Here is an 18,831-nt window from a genome sequence, read left to right on the forward strand (position 1 = left end):
TGCCCCGCTTAGCTTTTTATCATGCCGGCCTCTTTTTGAATGCTGGCGGCAAACTGCAATAGAAATTGATGCCGCTCCCCTGCCAATCCGGCCCCTGTTTTTGTATTCATTAAGCCGAGCCGATACCCGCAGCGCCGATCGCATCAAGCATGTCTGCATCCTGAAACAACTTTTCCTTCCAATGAAAGCGGCTGTTTTTTCAGCGGTTCCCTGTGCAAAAATGACATCCCTGTGATCATATCCGCAATCTCCCGAACGGAGTCATGCGCGATGTTGAAAGAGCAGCCAGCCGTTCTGTCACTCCGCCCGCCGTCAGCCTTTCTTCGGGCTTATCATCAATTAGATCATGAACCAGCGCGGCCGCCTCGGTGCGCCTTCTTCTTTTGCAATGCAAACAGAAAGTGTTGCGATCCGGGAAATATGAAGCCAGTCATGGCCCGTTCGTTCATTGATAAGCTGTTCTTTTCCGTTCACCGTGACACCTCTTATAGAGCCAAAAGCCTCTGTACTGTATCTTCAAGCTCCTTCGGGTTGACGTTTGGAGAAAAACGCCCGGTGACCTCGCCGTTTCGGTCCACAATAAACTTAGTGAAATTCCATTTGACCGCCTTTGTGCCGAGCATCCCCTTCGCCTTCTCCGTCAAATATGTGAAAAGAGGATGAGCGTCTGCTCCATTGACATCCACTTTCGCAAACATCGGGAATGTGACGCCGTAATTTTTCACACAGAATTCCTGAATTTCCGCCTCGTTTCCGGGCTCTTGGTTCATAAATTGATTGCAGGGAAATCCTAATATTTCAAGCCCTTCCTCCCGGTATGTATCATAGAGCTCCTGAAGCTGCTTGAGCTGGGACGTGAACCCGCATTTGCTCGCTGTATTCACAATGATCAACACCTTGCCCCTGTAAGCCGATAGCGTCATGTCTTCGCCGGTTATGGTCCGTACGTTTATGTCGTAGATTGTCATCTGCGCCCCTCCTTCTTTCATTCTTCATTTATTTTAACTGTTTTACAATGCAAAACAAACGGAAACCGCTTTTCCCTTCCATTTACCGGTAAACATTTTTTTCGAGGAACCAAACGGCTCTTTGCCCGTCATAATAAAGAGCCGCCCCGAATTTATGCCCATTTGCCGTTTTCATCTTGTCTTTATGTATTAATTGCGGCTTATTACGCCGGGATGGATTGAAAAATGGCTTAAAAATTTCTATAATGAAGAAAATTAACGGGGAATAACGGAGGTGGCATGTTGCCTATTAATATACCAAATCACCTGCCCGCTAAGCAGGTGCTTGAAAGTGAACACATCTTTGTAATGGATGAAAGCCGGGCTTTTTCTCAGGATATCCGGCCGCAGAAGATCGTGATTTTAAATCTGATGCCGAAAAAAATCCAAACGGAAACCCAGCTCCTCAGGCTGCTTGGGAATTCGCCTTTACAAGTTCACTTTACATTCCTAATTCCGAGCACACATACTCCAAAAAATACAGCAAGGCAGCATTTGGATGAATTTTATACGGAATTTTCCAGCATCCGCCACAAACGGTTTGACGGAATGATTATTACCGGCGCTCCGATTGAGCACCTGCCGTTTGAAGATGTTTCTTACTGGGAAGAATTAAAGGAAATTATGGAGTGGAGCAAAACGAACGTCACTTCAACGCTCCATATCTGCTGGGGAGCTCAAGCCGGTTTATACTACCATTACGGCATTGAAAAAACGGAGCTGCCGAAAAAAATCTTCGGCGTGTTTGAGCATACCGTTCTTAAAAAACACGAGAGATTGGTAAGAGGCTTTGACGAGCTATACTATGTGCCCCACTCACGGCATACAGATATTAATACGGAGCAGCTGAAATCGGCTTCAGATTTGGATGTGCTGAGCGTTTCAGAAGAAGCCGGTGTCTGTTTAATCGTTTCAAAAGACGAAAAGCAGATTTTCTTAACGGGTCACCCGGAATACGATACTGATACGCTTCTTCAGGAGTATGAGAGGGATATAGAAAGAAAGCTTTCAAACGTAGAAGCTCCTAAGCACTATTTTGCACCCGGCGGGAAAGAACCTGTAAACCGCTGGAAGGCTCATGCGACGTTATTGTTTATGAATTGGCTGAATTATTATGTATATCAGGAAACCCCGTATGAATGGGATTAATTTTTGTTTTGAGTGATACGGTGACAAAAATATGATAAAATACTCTTGATTCAGTATGGGTATAACAGAACTTTAAAATACTGGAACATATCAATTAAATTTAGTTTAAATATGTTGCCGCGCTTATTATAAAATGATGTACTTGTGTTATGTTTATCTATAGACAATAACTCCTTACGATGCATGAAGCTTGCTTGTTGTTGATTACATTGAGGTGAATTTACTTGAATACCAATAAAAAAGTATTAATTTTGACTGCAAATTACGGAAACGGACATGTTCAAGTGGCCAAAACGCTCTACGAACAATGTCTGCGTCTCGGCTTAAAAGTGACGGTTTCCAATTTGTATCAAGAGTCAAATCCGATTGTTTCAGAGGTTACTCAATACCTTTATTTAAAAAGCTTCTCAATCGGGAAACAGTTTTATCGTTTGTTTTATTACGGAGTTGACAAAATCTATAATAAACGCAAATTCAATATTTATTTTAAAATGGGAAATAAACGTCTGGGCCAGCTCGTCGAAGAGCATAAGCCAGACATTATAATCAATACATTTCCGATGATTGTCGTACCGGAATACAGACGGAGAACCGGAAAAGTGATCCCGACGTTCAACGTTATGACCGATTTCTGCCTTCACAAAATCTGGGTTCATGAAAATGTGGATAAATACTATGTCGCCACGGATTACGTGAAGGAAAAACTGATTGAAATCGGCACTCATCCGAACAACGTAAAAATCACAGGCATTCCCATCAGGCCTCAATTCGAGGAAACGATGCCGAAAGAACCGATTTATAAAAAATACAATCTTTCTCCCGACAAAAAAGTGCTTCTTATTATGGCGGGAGCGCATGGTGTGCTGAAAAACGTAAAAGAACTGTGCGAAAACCTCGTTCATGACGATCAGGTCCAGGTTGTAGTGGTATGCGGCAAAAACGGCTCGCTGAAAGAATCACTCAGCAGCTTGGAAAGCGGCAATACCGACCGCCTGAAAGTGCTCGGCTATGTAGAAAGAATCGACGAGCTGTTCCGGATTACGGACTGCATGATTACAAAACCGGGCGGCATCACGCTGACGGAAGCGACAGCGATCGGCGTACCGGTTATTTTGTACAAACCCGTGCCAGGACAGGAAAAGGAAAATGCCATTTTCTTTGAAGACCGCGGTGCGGCTGTCGTGGTCAACCGCCACGAAGAAATTTTAGAGTCTGTCACCTCCCTTCTTGCGGATGAGGAAAAGCTGAACCGGATGAAGGACAATATTAAAAGCCTTCACCTCCCCAACTCTTCTGAAGTCATTTTGCAGGACATTATAAAAGAATCTGAACTGATGGCCGGGAAGGCAGATATGGCAATGTCATAACAAAAAGCACACGAATGATTCGTGTGCTTTTTGTTCGGATAAGTGTTGCCGCTGGAAAAATAAAGATAAAAAATAGGGAGCGGCCGCTTGACGCCCGCTCCCATTTGGTGTATAGTTGAACCATCATTTAACAACGTTTACATACGTACGGTTGGATGATGACAAAATTTTTTTTAGCACGAAGGTGCTACAGTACTAGGAGGAATTAAGCAATATGCAAAACGGTAAAGTAAAATGGTTCAATAACGAAAAAGGATTCGGCTTCATCGAAGTTGAAGGCGGAGACGATGTATTTGTTCACTTCACTGCTATCGAAGGAGAAGGATACAAATCATTAGAAGAAGGACAAGAAGTTTCTTTTGAAATTGTCGAAGGTAATCGTGGACCTCAAGCTTCTAATGTTGTAAAACTCTAAACTCAATACATGTTGATCAGATGACAAATAGAGGAGAGGCGCATGCCTCTCCTATTTGATTGCCGTCTGAATCTCGATTGCTACAAGATTCTGCTTGCACCGCTGCTCGATTTCTTCAATTTGTTTCTCCATTGACGGCATTCCTTTTTTCGCCATTTCCGCTAAACTTCCCAAATCACCGTATATTTCTTTAAATGTCTGCTGAAGGATTGTTTTTAAATCTTTATCATTCACGGCTGGTTTTTCCCTTCTCTCCCAAGATACCCTGAATAATAGTAAATAAGCCCTAATTATCAGGTTCAATAGTTATATCGGCTTATTTTCTATATTTTTTTCTATTTTCCATACATATTTCTAAAAAAAATCTCCAAACTATTTGCGGAGGTGTTTTTTATGGACTCTGAATTTTTTCCAAACGGACTGACGGATAAACGCCAGCTTGAATTAGCGGTGGAAACGGCCCAGAAAACAACAGGCGCGGCTACTCGGGGTCAAAATTCAACTTTGGTTGAATCTGCTTACCAGGCGATTCAGGATGCGAGAACGATGTCACAATCCAGTGAACTGCAGGCACTCGATCAAGATTTCCTGCAAAAGCAGCGAATGCTTCTGGACGATTGCCAGCACCAGCTCGATGAATTCAAAAAATAAAACCGCAAAAGCTGCGGTTTTATTTTTTATTGATTTGTCAGCACCTTGCCGTAGGCTTTCAGTTTCTCCCCCACTGTGCATTGATTAATGCAGAAAGAATGGGCGTGCGTTTTTCCGAACTCCTTGCGGAAATGCTTTTTAACAAAGCAGTCTTTGCAATATTCATCCTGAAGCTCTGTCAATTCTTTATAAATGCTTTTTTTATCCAATATCAGTCATCTCCGTTACCTTCTAGTATAATGCGGCTTTCAATCTGCCGGTCATCCGAAAGAATTTTTCTGGCAAGGTCATCCGCTTCTTGATTTTCCTTTCGGTTTACGGCTTCATATGTCGGTGTCAGCTGTAAGGATTCGAGCAGCGCTTCAATTTTATCGAGCCAGTCGTTTTGCGTATCATCATAGCACGGCCAACTGCCGTCAAGCTGATGCAAAACGACAAGGGAATCCCCTTTTATCGTGATTGAATTTCTGCTTGCGCCAAGTTCCTGCACTTCCTTAAGCGCTTCGTACAACGCGGCATATTCCGCCTCATTGTTCGTCTGAAGCGTTAAGCTTTTGTTTTTTCGTATGCGGTGGCGCTTGCCGCCGAGAGAATAATACACGACAATTCCGAGTCCGGCTAAGCCGCTTTTTTTGTCAAAGCCGCCGTCGAAATACACCGTAATGTCGTCAGGTTCGTGCGCAAGCTCTTCCGTAAGTTTTTCCAGCTCTTTTAGCGTCCAGCTTGCGCCTTTTTCATCCTCAAAATAAATGTCTTTTATATATGGAAAGCGGCTGACTTCTCTTGCAAGCATGCGCGCTTTCGGAACGGTCAGCCAATCTTCAGAAAAAAACGCGACTGGGCCTGTTCCTTTTGCTTCTATTTCGATATACGGCTTAAGATTCATTGAAATCACCTTACCATTCATTAGTTGACGGGCGTGTGCTATAATCAAACCATTCTCAAATTGAAAGGAAGTCAGCAGGTTTTGTTTAATGATGTGTTATGGATTTTATTTGCGATCATTCATTTTATCATTGTTCTTTTGTTTTATAAAGGATTTGGCAAAACGGGCCTATTTGTATGGATCGGTTTCGCCACGGTGTGCGCCAACTTGCAGGTCGTCAAAACAGTTGAGCTGTTCGGTCTTACGGCGACACTCGGAAACATCATGTACGGCACCGTTTTCTTCGCAACTGATGTGCTGAACGAAAAATACGGTCCCCGGGAAGCGCGCAAAGCCGTCTGGCTCGGCTTTTCCACTTTGCTCGCTTTGACATGCGCCATGCAGGGGGCTCTTTTATATAAACCGGCTGCGTCAGATATCGCGCAGCCTGCCCTTGAGACGATTTTCGGTTTTCTGCCGCGTGTTGCGCTCGGAAGCCTCTTGGCTTTTATTTTCAGCCAAACAATAGATGTTTATGTATATTCCGCCATTCGGCGAATCTTTCCTTCTGATCGGCTTCTCTGGCTCAGAAACAGCGGAAGCACGGCGCTCAGCCAGCTGCTGGATACATTTATCTTCACTGCCGTGGCCTTTATCGGTGTTTATTCTGCGGGAGTGTGGTTCAGCATTTTTATTTCAACTTATCTGATTAAATTTGCGGTATCACTCATTTCTGTCCCATACGCATATGCGGCAAAACGAATGACACCGAACGGAGAGTGACGGATGATGCCCGCTGAAATTTATGTAGACGGCGCAAGCGCCGGAAACCCGGGTCCGTCCGGTATCGGTATTTTTATTAAGCATGAGGGGAAATCAGAATCTTTCTCAATTCCGATCGGCGACCATTCAAATCAGGAAGCTGAATTTCTCGCTTTAATTGAAGGAATGAAGCTGTGTGCCGCCCGCGGATATGATTCCGTGTCATTCCGGACGGATTCAGATATCGTGGAGCGGGCCGCTGAACTTGAAGCGGTTAAAAACAAGGCTTTCCAGCCGTTTGTGGATGAAATTGTCCGATTAAAGGCCGGGTTTCCATTGTTTTTTATTAAGTGGATTCCCGGCAGACAGAACCAAACAGCCGATCAGCTCGCAAAAAAAGCGGTTCGGCTGAATAAATAACCGGAATGAAATTGCGTCATACTGTTCATCCTACAAATGAGGTGAACAGCTATGAGAAAAGAAAATAAAGGCCGGCTGACCGGAGGCGTGAATCCTCAGGGAAATATGGAGGGAAATGCGCACAAAGACCCGAAATCAGCCCTTGAAAACAATGCAAAAAAAAGCAATACAAAACGCTAGAGGGATCAGCTGATCTCTCTGGCGTTCAGTTTTTCGAGCATCCTTTCAATTCCTTTTATCTGATGGCGTCTGAGCATTAAGGATGCTTCTTCCATCTTCAATGAAAAAATCGCTTCTTCAAGCGTACAGACTAACGGCACTTCGCAATGTATTTCAGCAAGCTGCCTTGACAGCTCCAATTCTTTTAAGCTTTGCTGAATTTTCGTTTGCTGGCCCTTCGGCAGTAAAGCGAGACTTTCTAATAACCGTTCTATGTTTTCGTATTCACGGATCAGCTTGTACGCCGTTTTTTCTCCGATTCCTTTAACGCCGGGATAGTTGTCGCTTGTATCTCCCATCAGCGCCTTTATGTCAATCAGCGCTTTTGGAGGAACTCCCATTTCTTCTCTGAATATCTCATCTGTATATACCTTATAATTGCCGATGCCCTTTTGCAGCAGGGCCACCTGAACTTGTTCATTCAGCAATTGAAGCAGATCCTTATCGCCCGTTACGATCGTAATTTCCGCTTCCCCGGAAAATAAGGCAGAGAGCGTACCGATACAGTCATCCGCTTCATAGCCTTTTATACCGATGTTTAAAAACCCAAGCTCACGCGCCGCTTCTTTCGCTAAATCAAATTGCGGAATGAGCTCAAGAGGCGGTTCGCTCCGGTTTGCCTTATAATCCTGAAACAAGTCATTGCGGTACGTTTTGCTTCCCATATCCCAGCAGCAGACGACATGTGTGGGCTGAAAAGTATCAACCGCCGTAATGAGATGCTTTAAAAATCCGTTGACTCCGTTTGTCGGAATTCCGTTTTCATTTATCATAAAATTGCGATGCACGGCCGTGGCGAAAAACGAACGGAATAAAAGCGCCATGCCGTCAACGAGCAGTAATTTGTTATTCATATATCGAAAACTCCTTTTTTATTCAATGCTCCTATTTTACCATAGGAAAGCCGTAAAAAAACAGCATCCTCCCGTTTGGAAGATGCTGCCGTCACGTTACTCGCCGTGTCTTTTATTGCTTGCCATCAGCTTTTCAGCTTCACGGCCGGCATAGGAATCAAATGTCTGTCCGAAGCCGTTTTTCTTTTTGGCATTGTTATTCTGCTGTGCATTTCTGTTTCCCAGCTTTGTTCTGCCCATTGTCATATCCCCCCTTAGAGAAGATACGGATAGTATGCGCAGCAAGCGCTGACGCCACACACGGCAGGTTCAACCATTACGGTCTGCTGACGAATTCTTTCACCATTTCTTCACTTACGAATCGCCTTTGCGGCACTATTCCCTTTTCAGCCAGCTGGTTCATTTTTGCGGTGATGCCGTTGATGACATCTGTCGTGAACGGTTCATTCCGTCTGCATTTTACAATGGCTTCTTCAATCGCCTGTTCACGCTGATAGTCAAGCTGCACAAATGTTTTGACGTGCTGATGCTGATTTGCGGAATGTGCTGAAATTGCTTTATGGACTTCTGACATAAAAGGTTTCATCTCGCTTTTTTCATTTTAGTCTACCACGACTGTTATCTACCCGCCAACCGGATTTTTAAATTTTCAGCATTTCATCTTTCTTTTTCCATGCTTTTCCGGCTTCGTAAAGGCGTTCAATTTCTCCGGCACCGGTATTTTCCGCAAGCCCCCGTATATAAGTGTCACGCTGCTCGCGGATCTGGGACAGGCTTTGAGCCGCCATTTTTTCCTGAAGCCGGCGCACCTGCTCAGTATAGCGCGCTGAAAGGCTTTCTTTCTCCTGCTCAAGCCATCTTTCTGTCACTTTTTGCAGGCTGAGCCTGAGTCCCTCCACAAATGACGTTTTTCCGTTCTGTTCAAAAAACTGTTTCGGCGATTTCACTTCTTTTACGTGATGTGTGAATGCTGAGACATCAATGACCGGCGCGACCTCTTTCAGCTGAACGGCAAATTCGTTTTCAGCGCTGACATAAATGGAAAAATCCCCGTCTTCCATGAGCTTTTTCCGGCAGTTCTCCATCCACTCCTCAGTCATATGGCGCTCAATAAACCCTGTCATCCGGATATCGAGCGTCTTCAGCTCTTGAATGTATTCAAAACGGAATTCCTTCAGCGCCTCCTTCAGCGCCGCTGATAGATTTCGTTTCCAATCGCCATTTTGAAGGCCCGGATGGAAAGCGGTTTTCAGCATATCATTCGCATAAAACGACAGACGATGTTTAATGTGATAGAGCTGTTCTTCCGTATCTTTCATCACTTTTCGAATGATGACCTCAGACGTACGGCGCTTTGAAACATCAGCGAGTGCTTTTTCATAAGAAGATTCCAGTCGCTGTTTCTTTTTTTCTTTTTCTTCTGCCGACTGGTGAAGAGATTCATGAAGCTGTTCCACCATATCGCACAATTTGTCCGCCTCTGTTTGCAGCTGCGCGCAGCTGGCCCTCATTACATCTTCCTCAATAAAGTGTGCAAGTCCGGTTCTTACATCAGAGAATCCGTTATAGAAAGCTTTATTTTTCCCCGCAAGCTCTTCTTTACTTGAAACATGATATAATTTCGGCTGTTTAATTCCTTCTTTTGAGAGTTCAGAACGGACATAGTCTTTGACAGTTTCCAGCTCGCTTTCCGTTTTGGCAAGATCGGCAGCGTTAATGACAAAAAACATTTTATCCATGCCGAATGATTCTTTGACGAGGCCGAGTTTCTTCAGAAAAGACCTGTCTCCTTTTGAAAAAGAATGCTGATAGTACGTCATATAAAAGAACGCGTCAGCATCTTTTATATATTGAAAGGCAAGCTCTGTATGGCGCTTGTTTATACTGCTTGCTCCCGGCGTATCAACAATGGTAATGCCTTTTTGCGTGAGAGGCGAATCATAATACACGGTGACTTCCTTCACGCAGCAGGCCGTTTTTTCTTCAGCTGCGTACGGTTTTACATCTTCAATCGGAACCGTCAGTGTCAGCCTCTGACGGATCTGTTCTTCGTACGTATTAAACGCCTGAAGCATCGTTTGAATCACCGGCGTAAGATCATCAGGCACTTTTCCCTTTTTAATGGCATAATTCCATCTCTCGTTCAGTGACCGCCCTTTTATGTCAGCATCTTTCAGCTCTGTCAGCTGAAGCATTTCAGCGTCCAGCTCCTCTTCCGTTTTAAAAACGATTTCCGCAGATTTATGCGGTTTGCCGTCTTGCGGTTTCGTTATTTTGTTGATCGTGGCCGTTGTCGGCGTCGGTGATGAAGGAAGCACGTATTCCCCGACCAGCGCGTTGGCGAACGATGATTTCCCCGAGCTGAAACCTCCGAATAACGCCAATGTAAATTGACTGTTTTCAAGCCGCTCAATCCTGTTTCGAAAGGCTTCTGCCTGTTTTCCTAATAGGCTTGATGAGTCAAGAATCCCCGCCAGTTCATAGAACCGATCCACTTGCTCTTTTATAGAAAGTTCCTTCACCCCAATTTCCTCGGGCTGGTTTACTTCATGCAGTACAGTCTCTATTGGTTTCTCTTTTTGGACGGGCGCTTTCGCAAGGCGTTTTTTTCGTGTATACCAGTCGCTGCTTTCCGTATCATAGGCTGATTCTTCTTCCCACAAAGCGCGGACGCGGGAAGCTTTTTCTTCGGCATTGCGCTCTTCTTCTGCCGATTGCGCAAGTTCATCTCTTATTGCTCTTTCTTTCTCAAGCCGTTTTTTCAGGCTCTCTATAAGCGGTCCGTTTTTTGCCTGCACAAAAGCGGTCAGTTCCTCAATGAGCTCTGCTGTCTGCCTTTTCGCTTCTCTTCGGATCATGTCGGCGAGATCTTTCGAATAGGTTAATACGTATTCAGCTGAAAAGGCCGCTCCCTGCTTTAGGGCCTGTGCGGTGATATCATCAGAAAGCGTTGTGCGGTACGCCTGTATTTTCTTGATCAGTTTATCAGATTCCGCTTCATAACGCTTGGCCGCTTTCGTAAATGTGTCGATAATATGCCAATCCGCTTCCCCTTCCGTTCTTTTTTTAATATCAGCAAAAAATTCAGCCTGCCTTCTCTCTTTTTCCGCTGCCGTTTTCGCTTTTGAAAAGAAAAATCCTGTTTTGAACGAGGGCTGCTGCGATTCAATATAAGCAGATGCAAGCTCCCTCATCTCAAACGGTGTCAGATTAGCGTTTTGCAAGATGTTCTGCACGTCTTTTCTGATGTCTTTCTCTGCTGTTTCAGCCTGTTGAACGGCATTTTCAAGTTCAGCTTCGACAGAACGGACGAGTGTTTCCTGTTTCTCAAACCGCTCCCCGCTGCCGCTCTTAGCATCTTTTACGAGCATGTCTGTATGCTCCTTGACCAAGTGTTCGACTTTTTTCTCCGTTAAGAGCCATAGATTCGTTTTTGCCTGCCGTTTCAACTGCTGCAGATGTTTTTTCAGCTTTTCAATGCAGTTTAACGGATGATCAGGCTCGGTGACAGATGTAAAGAAAAGCGATTCCTTCGGTATTCCAAGGCCTTCGAGCATCTCTTCCACCTGCTTGCGATACTCTTCAAACTTTGTTTCGGTTTCATCATGCCTGTCAATTTGGTTGACGATCAAAAACAGATTCGGAACACGGTCCTTGACGGAGCTGAGAAACAGCATATTTTCTTCTGAATGAACATGATTATAATGAACGACGTAAAATAAAGCATCAGCCTGGTGAAGAATTGATGCGGCTGATAAAAAATGCGCTTCGTCGGTTGAATCAATCCCCGGTGTGTCAATGTAGGCCGCATGGGGCTCTGACTCCTCAAAGCCGGCATAGACTTCCACCGTCTCAATCTGCTCACCGTCTTTACAAAATTGCTGCACTTGTTCTTTATCGTAACTTCCTTCTATTTCTGCATAAGCCCCGTCAGTCGTATGAAGCACGACTTTATCCGCACCGTGCCGGATGACAACGAGGTTGGCGCTTGTGGGAATCGGACTTGTCGGCAGTATGTCCTCACCGAGCAATGTGTTTAATAAAGAGGATTTTCCTGCCGAATAATGCCCGGTAAATGCGATATAAACCTCTTCATCAGCCGCTTTTTTCATAATGGCCGCAAGCTGATCGGCCCGTTTTTCATCATGGTGATCCAAAAATTGTGCGTATAAAGCTCCCGTTCTGCTGAATATCTCCCTGTTACGGCGTTCTTCTTCTGTCATGTGTCTTTACCCCTTTGTGTCTGTCGCATCAAATGACGTTTTCGTTTTTAGAAAGCTCTGAAAAAACCTCTCCCCCATTTTACACAAGAATGGCTTACTTTTCTTCAGGAAACGCAAAAAAGCCGCCGATATCGGCAGCTGATAAAGAAAAAACACCCGCGGCCGGAAAAACCGCAGATGTTTAAGAGGACATTGATTTATTCGAAACTTTTTTCAAAACAAAACCAATTAAAACACTGTATGTACAAACGGCTGCTAGTAAAAATAACATGGTCATTTTCCGCACCACCTTGAATGAGAATCATTTTCATATTTACATCTTATCACGAGTGAGAATGATTTTCAATCCTATTTTGCGGTGTTTTCTTCTAAAGCCTTCTCTTCGGCGCGAATTCTTACAGTGAGCATGCATGCATTCAAGATTGAAAAGAGAAACAATGTCCAGTACGCTCCGTATAACAGCGGCAGCAAGATAAATTCTAAAATGACGACCGCATAGTTCGGGTGCTTCATCCACCTGTACGGCCCTTTTTTGACAAGCTCCGCATCCGGCACGACAAGAATTTTCGTATTCCAATATTGCCCTAATGATAAAAGCGCCCAATACCTGATCCCCTGCACAAAGAAAATGATACATATAATAGCGGCCCACCTTGGAGAAGGCGCTTTATGGAATGCCGCCACCTCGGCTGTAAGAGAGACAAAAAAGAGCACGTGCATCAGGACGAGAAAGGGATAATGCCCTTCTCCGTATTCGACGGCGCCTTGCTTTTTCACTTTCCGCTCATTGCGCCGGGCTACGATCATCTCCGCAATCCGCTGGACCGCAAGCAGCATGATAAACAGCCAAAACATTAAGATGCCCCCTTTTCCCAGCTGAACAGCAAAAGCTCAGACGAAAATCCCGGCCCGAGAGCGCCGATCAGCCCTTTTTCGTTTTCTTTCTGCATCCCGTGCAGCAGCTGCTCTTTTATGACATGAAAAATAGTTGCGGAAGACATATTCCCGTGTTTTTGCAGCACCTTCTGAGATGCAGCAAGCTGTCCGGTGTCCATTGAAAGACTCGTTAAATAGGCGTCAATGACCTTTTTCCCGCCGGGATGGGCAAGAAAGGTTTTAATGTCGTGAGACAGGATTCCCTGTTCTTGTAAAAATACATTAACATTGTCTTTCAGCCAATGCGAAACAAGGGTAGGAATGTCTCTTGAAAAAATGACTTGAAACCCGCTGTCGGTGAATTCCCAGCCCATCACATCTTCCGCATCGGGCATCATCACCGATTGAGTGGCGAATATCCGCGGAACGAGCGGCTGTTTGACGTCTTTTCGGTTCGCCTTCTCCCCTCCGATCAGCACGGCGGCAATTCCGTCCGCAAACAGGGAGGTTCCGATTAAGTTGCTTTTTGACTTGTCCTCAGGCTGAAATGTTAAGCTGCAAAGCTCAGCCGCGATGACAAGCACGTAAGCTTCGGGATAGGCGCGGCAATATTCGTACGCCCTGGACAGGCCGGCCGCTCCGCCTGCGCATCCTAGTCCCCAGATCGGAATCCGTTTTGTTTTTGGAGAAAACGGAAGCTGATTCATCACTTTCGCTTCAATGCTCGGTGTCGAAAGCCCGGTGCTGGAAATAAAAAAGATCGCATCCACTTTTTCATATGGAATCGGGTTTGTTAAACATCGGGGGTTTGTCAAACAATCAACCGCCGCATCCACACTGTGCTTAACGGTTTCTTCCGTATACAGCCGGTTTTTTTCTGAAAAACCCCGTGCCGTTTTATACCATTCAATCGGCCGGACAAACTGTCTTGATTCAATTTCGCCGTTTTGAAAAGCTTTTAACAGCCGATCAATATCCTTAAATGAATTGGCAAACATCCCTCTCGCAAAATCCGCCGCCGTTTCTTGCGAGACATGATATTCCGGAATGCTGGTTCCGACCGATAACACATATGCCATGCCCATCACCTCTTCACATAAAGGTTTCCGCTTTTTTCCTGAATGTATGCATAAGTTTGAATCGAGGATTTCACTGACATGCCATTTTAATTTAAAATTGGCCCTTTTGAATGATAAGCCGTTCGACTATACTTGACCCATTCATGAAAAAAGGTTGTGATTGGGAATGCTGACACCTGTCATTCTTAAAGGGGCACTCGTTCAGTTAGAGCCGCTGGCGATTGATCACTCTCAGGCACTTTGCGAAGCAGCTTCAGAAAATAGGACGACTTATGCTTACACCCATGTTCCTGACGGCATCGAAGAAACAAAGCGTTATATTGAGCGTGCGCTTTCCGATTATGAAAAAGGAATTGCATTGCCTTTTGCAGTACGGAGCCTTGAAACCGACCGAATCGTCGGAAGCACGAGGTTTATGGATGTGGAGGTGTTTACGCGGCCGGCGGAGGCAGTTCTGGAAGTGTGTGAGATCGGCAGCACATGGTATGCCTCTTCCGTACAGCGGACCGGTGTCAATACGGAGTGTAAACTTTTGATGCTGACCCATGCGTTTGACGTGTGGCAGGCTGTCAGGGTGACGCTGAAAACCGACGTTCGCAATCAGCGCTCACGGACTGCGATTTTGAGGATCGGTGCCCAATTTGAAGGAATCCGCCGCGCGCATGTTCGGGCTGTCGACGGCGGCCTCAGAGATACCGCCTACTACTCCATCCTCCGGGAGGAATGGCCTTATATCCGGCAAAACCTTTCTGACCGGCTCGGAGCATATAACTGAAAAACCTGCCGATATACGGCAGGTTTTTTACATATTCGGATCATAGACGTATAAATTGAGATCGATCCGTCCGTCTGACGTGACCTCTACCCCCTCAGCCTCAAGGGACAGCTTCTGTACAGAAAACAGCTCTTCATCTTTCAATCCGATTTCCCCCTTCGCATTGATGACCCTGTGCCAAGGAAGACGATGCTTTTTACTCATGGAGTGAAGAATCCTCACAACCTGCCTCGCTCCCCGCGGACTTCCCGCAAGACCGGCAATTTGCCCATACGTCATCACTTTTCCTTCAGGTATCTGTTTGATAATGGCTAACGCCCGTTCCGTAAATGTCATGGAACTCCTCATTTCGCAAGAGCAGATGATTTTTGAGAAATCAGCCGCTTCCTGATCTTATTTTTATAGATGATAATTGCTTCATCATCATACTTATTTCATCTCTGCGTTTAAATAGATTATCTGTTTGTTCACAAAAAATTAACAAAAATAGTCATGTACATATTTAACATAATACGTAATAATACAATTGTATTAAAAAAGAAAAGGAGTGTTTACAATGAAGATGAAAAAAGTTTTAGCAGGATCAGCCTTGTCACTCGCTTTACTCTGTTCTGCCGCCCCTGCTTTTGCCGCAGGTCCTGCTGATACACCTTCTGCAGATAGTAAAACGAAGGAAGTATCTGCTTTGGCGACGTTCATACTTAATGGTTCTGGCCCTGATTATCCTACTTCAATTTACCGGAATGGAATCACCTATTATTTAGACAACATCACCTTCCATGGTGCTGATGGGACTTGGACAGCCGTCTATAAAAGTTGACGGACAGAAAGCTTGGCTTAAATAACAAATAAATATAATCAGTATATTACCTTTTCGATGAAAGAATAATTGATTGCCAGTATTCTATTTTTCAACCAGATATTATTTTTTTCAATCCTATTTTAAAGGGAGTGTCAAAAGTGAAATTAAAAAAAGTATTGACAGGTTCTGCATTATCTGTAGCTCTACTTGTATCAGCGTCTCCTACTTTTGCAACTGCTGCTCCGGCTGCCAGCACAACCAATGAAACAAAGGCGTTAAGAACATGTGTGGCAGATCAATTTGGTCCATGGTTTTCCCGAAATGAAGTTCCGAACATCTATTTTGACGGCGTTAATAACTGGTATCTAAAAGGAGTTTCTTCCTGGAACGGGGTCTGGTATGGGAATTACGAGCGCTGTTACTAATATATATGCGGGGGCTCTGCCCCTTCTTCCAGTTTCACTTTTCATTGCCTTTTATAAAAGATCAAACATATTAATATCCCTGTGCTATTTTCATTTCACCCGATGATTATTATTGGTTTTCCTTTTATCGAGGATTAATCCGGAATCTTCAATCATTTCTCGGGCGCTTGAGTTCCCCAACTACTGTTAAGGATCATCCTATATCTTGATATATGCTGACGTGACCAAAGGATATGGAATGTTTTCTTCCCCCTTAGGCAGTTCAATTATCAAACCCTCTTTTGCTCGAGTTGAGCGCTGCCTTTTTTGTGTGTGCACCCTTTTTTCGTTCCCAACCATGTCGCTTTTCCCACACTCCCTTTTAAAATTCCGGAAGAACCTCGCCTGCACAAGATAAGTTCCCCGATCAGGAAAACACCTAAAATGAATAAAATTAAATGTAAGGGTAATAATTCTTCGTGAGCAAGTACCCCATAAAACCTCTTACTTGCTCTTTTATTTTTGATAAAACACAATCCAGGGTGATAACATGAAATTTGCTTGGGAAGAATTAATTATAATTGCATTCGGAATGATTTTACTGAGAATTTCAGGGAGAAAATCCATTGCACAAATGACCATCGCACAGACAATGGTGATGATTTCAATCGGTACGATTATCGTTCATCCCATTTTAGAAACTAGTTTATTGAAAACATTAATCGCTGCGTCTATCCTTTTTAGTGCTTTGATTTTGATGGAATGGTTTCAAGTAAAAGTAAACTGGATTGAATTTTTTTTAACCGGAAAATCTAAATTCGTTATAGAAGACGGCCAACTCAATATAAAAAACTTAAAGAAGCTGAGACTGACAGCCGATCAACTCGAAATGCGTTTAAGGCTTCTTGGCATTTCAAATATAAACACAATTAAATATGCCACTTTAGAAGCTAATGGACAATTAGGCTACGAATTAAAAGATGACTGTAAGCCTTTAACCATCAAAGATCTTAAAAATGTGATCGACCCAAAATTCCTTAACAATGAGCCTCCATCTCCAACAGAGGATCAATCCAATATATTTGAGGAAATCAAAAGACACCAAACTCAGCACAAGCCAAAAAAGCTTGAATGATTCGCTGATTAGTAAAACCTTTGGTTATTCAAAACCGAAGCCGAATCAGACCGTTAACCGCCGATCATTTTTTACCGAAACCGGTTACAAGAAACAAAAAAAGCATCTGAAGCAGATGCCTTTTTTCAATCGATATTGCGACGATGAAAAGAGTCGGTAATCCCTGTATTTTCCGACGAGGTCCTTGTATGCGCCTGAATATGCTTTTCAGCCGCATATCCCTACCGCCGGCCTTAGCCATAATGTTAATCAGTTTGTTTTTATAAAATCATTGATTAATTGATCAGTCGTTAATATTGTGGCAAATTCATCATGCAATGTAGCCAGAGATATATTGTGAATAGCTGCCGCATCATAATATGTACCATTTTGGTCTCTCATACCGAAGGCTGCTGTTGCATCTGAAATGAGGTATGTATCAAATCCTAGGTTACCGCTCATTCTTGTGGTTGTTGAAACACAGTGAGGCGTAGTCAAACCCGTTATTACGACAGTTGTTATACCATTTGATGTTAAGAATTCTTCCAGATTAGTACCAATAAAGCTGCTGTTTACTTTCTTCGTTATGATGACTTCTTCATCCATAGGCTTAACGATTTCCTTTATCGCAACTCCCTCACTTTTCGGATAAAATAAAGAACCGGGTTTATCAGAAATGTGTTGGATGTATATGACTGTCCATCCTTTTTCTCTCCATAATTTCAGTATTCTACTGATATTTTCTTCTGCCTTTACGTTATTTCGTTCTCCCCATTTTTTATCATCAAAAGCTTTTTGTACATCCACAATGATTAAAGCTTTTTTCGTCTCTTCCAAAAGATAACCCCCCACATTGAAAATTCGTATTTATTATAACATTTTAAATAAAGATTTTACTTTTGTACAATTGGTTCAGTGTTAAATTTCATATCGCACCTTCCCCGTTGGAAAAGCATTGAAATATCTAAAGCATGCACTCACTCAAACGCTGCAGATCACCAGAGGCCAGCAATATTCAACTCTTTTTCTCTATATAGTTATCAATATCCTGAAAAAAGTCCCAATATTGAATGAAAGAATTGCTCCTATCGCCATCCACTCCCCTAACTAAATTCACACTCACAAAATATTAACAATAAATCCCTTGGTTATTTTTGTATTATGTGTAATAATACAAGTGTATTAAAAAATAAAGGAGTGTTTAAAATGAAATTGAAAAAAGTTTTAACTGGTTCTGCCTTGTCTCTCGCTTTACTCGTTTCTGCCGCCCCTGCTTTTGCATCTAGCCCTGGCAATACAAATAGCGACTCAACACAAACAAAATTTTCGACACAAGCCACCAAAGATTCTTTTACAATTGATTACCTTCACAGATGGGATATCCCAAATACAACTGTTAAGAATGGTGTTACGTATTACCTTAAGAAAGTAGAGATAATCGAAGGGTTCTATCGTGCAACTTTTGAAGGATGGATTAATTAAAAGAAGGGGCTTTCCCTTCTTCTTCTTTTGTAAGGATTCGGGCACAAGACATTCCCCTCAGTGCCCATCCTGCAGTTAAAATTTCAGGCATCAGGCATTTCATTGCATGGTCTAAACCGAGTTTCGTGTCATCACAGTCCGAAAATGGTATTCGTTTATGATATAACCCCTCCATTCTCCTTTTTTCTATTACATTTGGTCATATGTTCACTTACATACAGTTTCGGATAGTTTTCAGCGAAGTAAGGCGAATCCCGCATCGCTCAATTTGTTTCTATTTCAAACAATAAAAATAATAAAATGAAAGAGGATGCCTCACAAAAAGTTCAGCAAACTTTCGGAAGCATCCTCGATCTCGGGATTACAT

At 43.5% G+C, this 18,831-nt stretch carries 25 protein-coding genes and 2 pseudogenes; 13 read left to right on the forward strand and 14 right to left on the reverse strand.

The annotated features are described in order from the left end of the window. Positions 1-8 precede the first annotated feature (8 nt). Both ABDB98_RS10185 and ABDB98_RS10190 read right to left on the reverse strand, forming a co-directional pair. Positions 9-489: pseudogene (locus ABDB98_RS10185) on the reverse strand (HD domain-containing protein). Then, positions 486-968 (reverse strand): glutathione peroxidase, encoded by a 483-nt coding sequence (locus tag ABDB98_RS10190; RefSeq protein WP_016936690.1) that lies wholly within the window; start codon positions 966-968, stop codon positions 486-488. Before ABDB98_RS10190 ends, ABDB98_RS10185 begins: the two are co-directional and overlap by 4 nt. 282 nt (positions 969-1,250) lie before the next feature. On the opposite strand from ABDB98_RS10190, the gene metA reads away from it, so the two are divergent. The 4 genes and pseudogenes from metA to cspD all read left to right on the forward strand — a co-directional run bounded on the left by metA (position 1,251) and on the right by cspD (position 3,938). Next, positions 1,251-2,156: a homoserine O-acetyltransferase MetA gene (gene metA, locus ABDB98_RS10195; protein ID WP_060962495.1), complete on the forward strand. Its 906-nt coding sequence runs from the start codon at positions 1,251-1,253 to the stop codon at positions 2,154-2,156. 224 nt (positions 2,157-2,380) lie between these two features. After that, positions 2,381-3,523, forward strand: a complete 1,143-nt coding sequence (locus ABDB98_RS10200; protein ID WP_047474497.1) for a diglucosyl diacylglycerol synthase — start codon at positions 2,381-2,383, stop codon at positions 3,521-3,523. An 87-nt stretch (positions 3,524-3,610) separates the two neighbouring features. Further along, a pseudogene (locus ABDB98_RS10205) lies at positions 3,611-3,722 on the forward strand (hypothetical protein); the annotation flags it as partial. 15 nt (positions 3,723-3,737) lie between these two features. After that, a complete protein-coding gene (cspD, locus tag ABDB98_RS10210) occupies positions 3,738-3,938 on the forward strand; it encodes a cold-shock protein CspD (RefSeq protein ID WP_003153604.1) in 201 nt (66 codons plus the stop codon). 51 nt (positions 3,939-3,989) lie between these two features. On the opposite strand, the gene ABDB98_RS10215 is transcribed toward cspD, so the two are convergent. Continuing rightward, entirely contained in the window at positions 3,990-4,172 is a 183-nt protein-coding gene (locus tag ABDB98_RS10215) for a hypothetical protein (RefSeq protein ID WP_012117812.1), read from the reverse strand. A gap of 159 nt (positions 4,173-4,331) precedes the next feature. Here ABDB98_RS10215 and ABDB98_RS10220 point away from each other — a divergent pair, with 159 nt between their 5' ends. Next, positions 4,332-4,589 carry a DUF2564 family protein gene (locus ABDB98_RS10220; RefSeq protein WP_016936693.1) on the forward strand — a complete coding sequence of 86 codons (258 nt, stop codon included), beginning with the start codon at positions 4,332-4,334 and terminating at the stop codon, positions 4,587-4,589. A gap of 26 nt (positions 4,590-4,615) precedes the next feature. Here the strand turns inward: ABDB98_RS10220 and ABDB98_RS10225 are convergent, their stop codons facing one another. Further along, a complete protein-coding gene (locus tag ABDB98_RS10225; RefSeq protein WP_003153581.1) occupies positions 4,616-4,798 on the reverse strand; it encodes a zinc-finger domain-containing protein in 183 nt (60 codons plus the stop codon). Positions 4,799-4,800: 2 nt separating this feature from the next. After that, a complete protein-coding gene (locus ABDB98_RS10230; RefSeq protein WP_438420092.1) occupies positions 4,801-5,475 on the reverse strand; it encodes a ribonuclease H family protein in 675 nt (224 codons plus the stop codon). A gap of 81 nt (positions 5,476-5,556) precedes the next feature. Here ABDB98_RS10230 and ABDB98_RS10235 point away from each other — a divergent pair, with 81 nt between their 5' ends. From ABDB98_RS10235 to sspL, 3 genes are read left to right on the forward strand one after another with little or no spacing between them, the layout of a single operon-like run. After that, positions 5,557-6,237, forward strand: a complete 681-nt coding sequence (locus tag ABDB98_RS10235) for a queuosine precursor transporter (protein WP_013352616.1) — start codon at positions 5,557-5,559, stop codon at positions 6,235-6,237. Between the two features lie 6 nt (positions 6,238-6,243). Continuing rightward, complete coding sequence (locus ABDB98_RS10240) at positions 6,244-6,636, forward strand: reverse transcriptase-like protein (RefSeq protein WP_060965027.1); 393 nt, start codon at positions 6,244-6,246, stop codon at positions 6,634-6,636. 51 nt (positions 6,637-6,687) lie between these two features. Then, positions 6,688-6,816 (forward strand): small, acid-soluble spore protein L, encoded by a 129-nt coding sequence (sspL, locus tag ABDB98_RS10245; RefSeq protein WP_003153575.1) that lies wholly within the window; start codon positions 6,688-6,690, stop codon positions 6,814-6,816. A gap of 5 nt (positions 6,817-6,821) precedes the next feature. Here sspL and ABDB98_RS10250 read toward each other — a convergent pair whose 3' ends face one another. From ABDB98_RS10250 to ABDB98_RS10280, 7 genes are all read right to left on the reverse strand, one after another. Then, positions 6,822-7,709 (reverse strand): 5'-3' exonuclease, encoded by an 888-nt coding sequence (locus ABDB98_RS10250; protein ID WP_438420093.1) that lies wholly within the window; start codon positions 7,707-7,709, stop codon positions 6,822-6,824. Positions 7,710-7,805: 96 nt separating this feature from the next. After that, a complete protein-coding gene (locus tag ABDB98_RS10255) occupies positions 7,806-7,949 on the reverse strand; it encodes a hypothetical protein (RefSeq protein WP_101605452.1) in 144 nt (47 codons plus the stop codon). Between the two features lie 76 nt (positions 7,950-8,025). Then, entirely contained in the window at positions 8,026-8,283 is a 258-nt protein-coding gene (locus tag ABDB98_RS10260) for a YpbS family protein (protein ID WP_438420094.1), read from the reverse strand. A 67-nt stretch (positions 8,284-8,350) separates the two neighbouring features. Further along, entirely contained in the window at positions 8,351-11,932 is a 3,582-nt protein-coding gene (locus tag ABDB98_RS10265) for a dynamin family protein (RefSeq protein WP_438420095.1), read from the reverse strand. 181 nt (positions 11,933-12,113) lie between these two features. Then, positions 12,114-12,209 (reverse strand): Fur-regulated basic protein FbpC, encoded by a 96-nt coding sequence (gene fbpC / locus ABDB98_RS10270; protein ID WP_095241696.1) that lies wholly within the window; start codon positions 12,207-12,209, stop codon positions 12,114-12,116. Between the two features lie 71 nt (positions 12,210-12,280). Next, on the reverse strand, positions 12,281-12,787 hold the full coding sequence (locus tag ABDB98_RS10275; RefSeq protein WP_045926127.1) for an isoprenylcysteine carboxyl methyltransferase family protein: 507 nt from the start codon (positions 12,785-12,787) through the stop codon (positions 12,281-12,283). Then, a complete protein-coding gene (locus ABDB98_RS10280; protein ID WP_438420096.1) occupies positions 12,787-13,887 on the reverse strand; it encodes a type III polyketide synthase in 1,101 nt (366 codons plus the stop codon). Before ABDB98_RS10280 ends, ABDB98_RS10275 begins: the two co-directional genes overlap by 1 nt. Positions 13,888-14,053: 166 nt before the next feature. Here ABDB98_RS10280 and ABDB98_RS10285 point away from each other — a divergent pair, with 166 nt between their 5' ends. Continuing rightward, on the forward strand, positions 14,054-14,662 hold the full coding sequence (locus tag ABDB98_RS10285; RefSeq protein WP_438420097.1) for a GNAT family N-acetyltransferase: 609 nt from the start codon (positions 14,054-14,056) through the stop codon (positions 14,660-14,662). Positions 14,663-14,689: 27 nt separating this feature from the next. On the opposite strand, the gene ABDB98_RS10290 is transcribed toward ABDB98_RS10285, so the two are convergent. Further along, entirely contained in the window at positions 14,690-14,998 is a 309-nt protein-coding gene (locus tag ABDB98_RS10290) for an MGMT family protein (RefSeq protein ID WP_047474438.1), read from the reverse strand. A gap of 220 nt (positions 14,999-15,218) precedes the next feature. Between ABDB98_RS10290 and ABDB98_RS10295 the strand changes: the two genes are divergently transcribed. The 3 genes from ABDB98_RS10295 to ABDB98_RS10305 all read left to right on the forward strand — a co-directional run bounded on the left by ABDB98_RS10295 (position 15,219) and on the right by ABDB98_RS10305 (position 17,003). Next, positions 15,219-15,482 carry a transcriptional regulator gene (locus ABDB98_RS10295; protein ID WP_438420098.1) on the forward strand — a complete coding sequence of 88 codons (264 nt, stop codon included), beginning with the start codon at positions 15,219-15,221 and terminating at the stop codon, positions 15,480-15,482. 140 nt (positions 15,483-15,622) lie between these two features. After that, entirely contained in the window at positions 15,623-15,889 is a 267-nt protein-coding gene (locus ABDB98_RS10300) for a hypothetical protein (protein WP_438420099.1), read from the forward strand. Positions 15,890-16,418: 529 nt separating this feature from the next. Beyond that, positions 16,419-17,003 (forward strand): DUF421 domain-containing protein, encoded by a 585-nt coding sequence (locus ABDB98_RS10305; protein ID WP_438420100.1) that lies wholly within the window; start codon positions 16,419-16,421, stop codon positions 17,001-17,003. Positions 17,004-17,252: 249 nt separating this feature from the next. On the opposite strand, the gene ABDB98_RS10310 is transcribed toward ABDB98_RS10305, so the two are convergent. Further along, on the reverse strand, positions 17,253-17,819 hold the full coding sequence (locus ABDB98_RS10310; protein WP_438420101.1) for a cysteine hydrolase family protein: 567 nt from the start codon (positions 17,817-17,819) through the stop codon (positions 17,253-17,255). A gap of 369 nt (positions 17,820-18,188) precedes the next feature. On the opposite strand from ABDB98_RS10310, the gene ABDB98_RS10315 reads away from it, so the two are divergent. After that, positions 18,189-18,464, forward strand: a complete 276-nt coding sequence (locus ABDB98_RS10315) for a hypothetical protein (protein WP_159354295.1) — start codon at positions 18,189-18,191, stop codon at positions 18,462-18,464. Positions 18,465-18,831 lie beyond the last annotated feature (367 nt).

This window comes from Bacillus siamensis (assembly GCF_051628075.1).
Classification (GTDB): domain Bacteria; phylum Bacillota; class Bacilli; order Bacillales; family Bacillaceae; genus Bacillus; species Bacillus siamensis.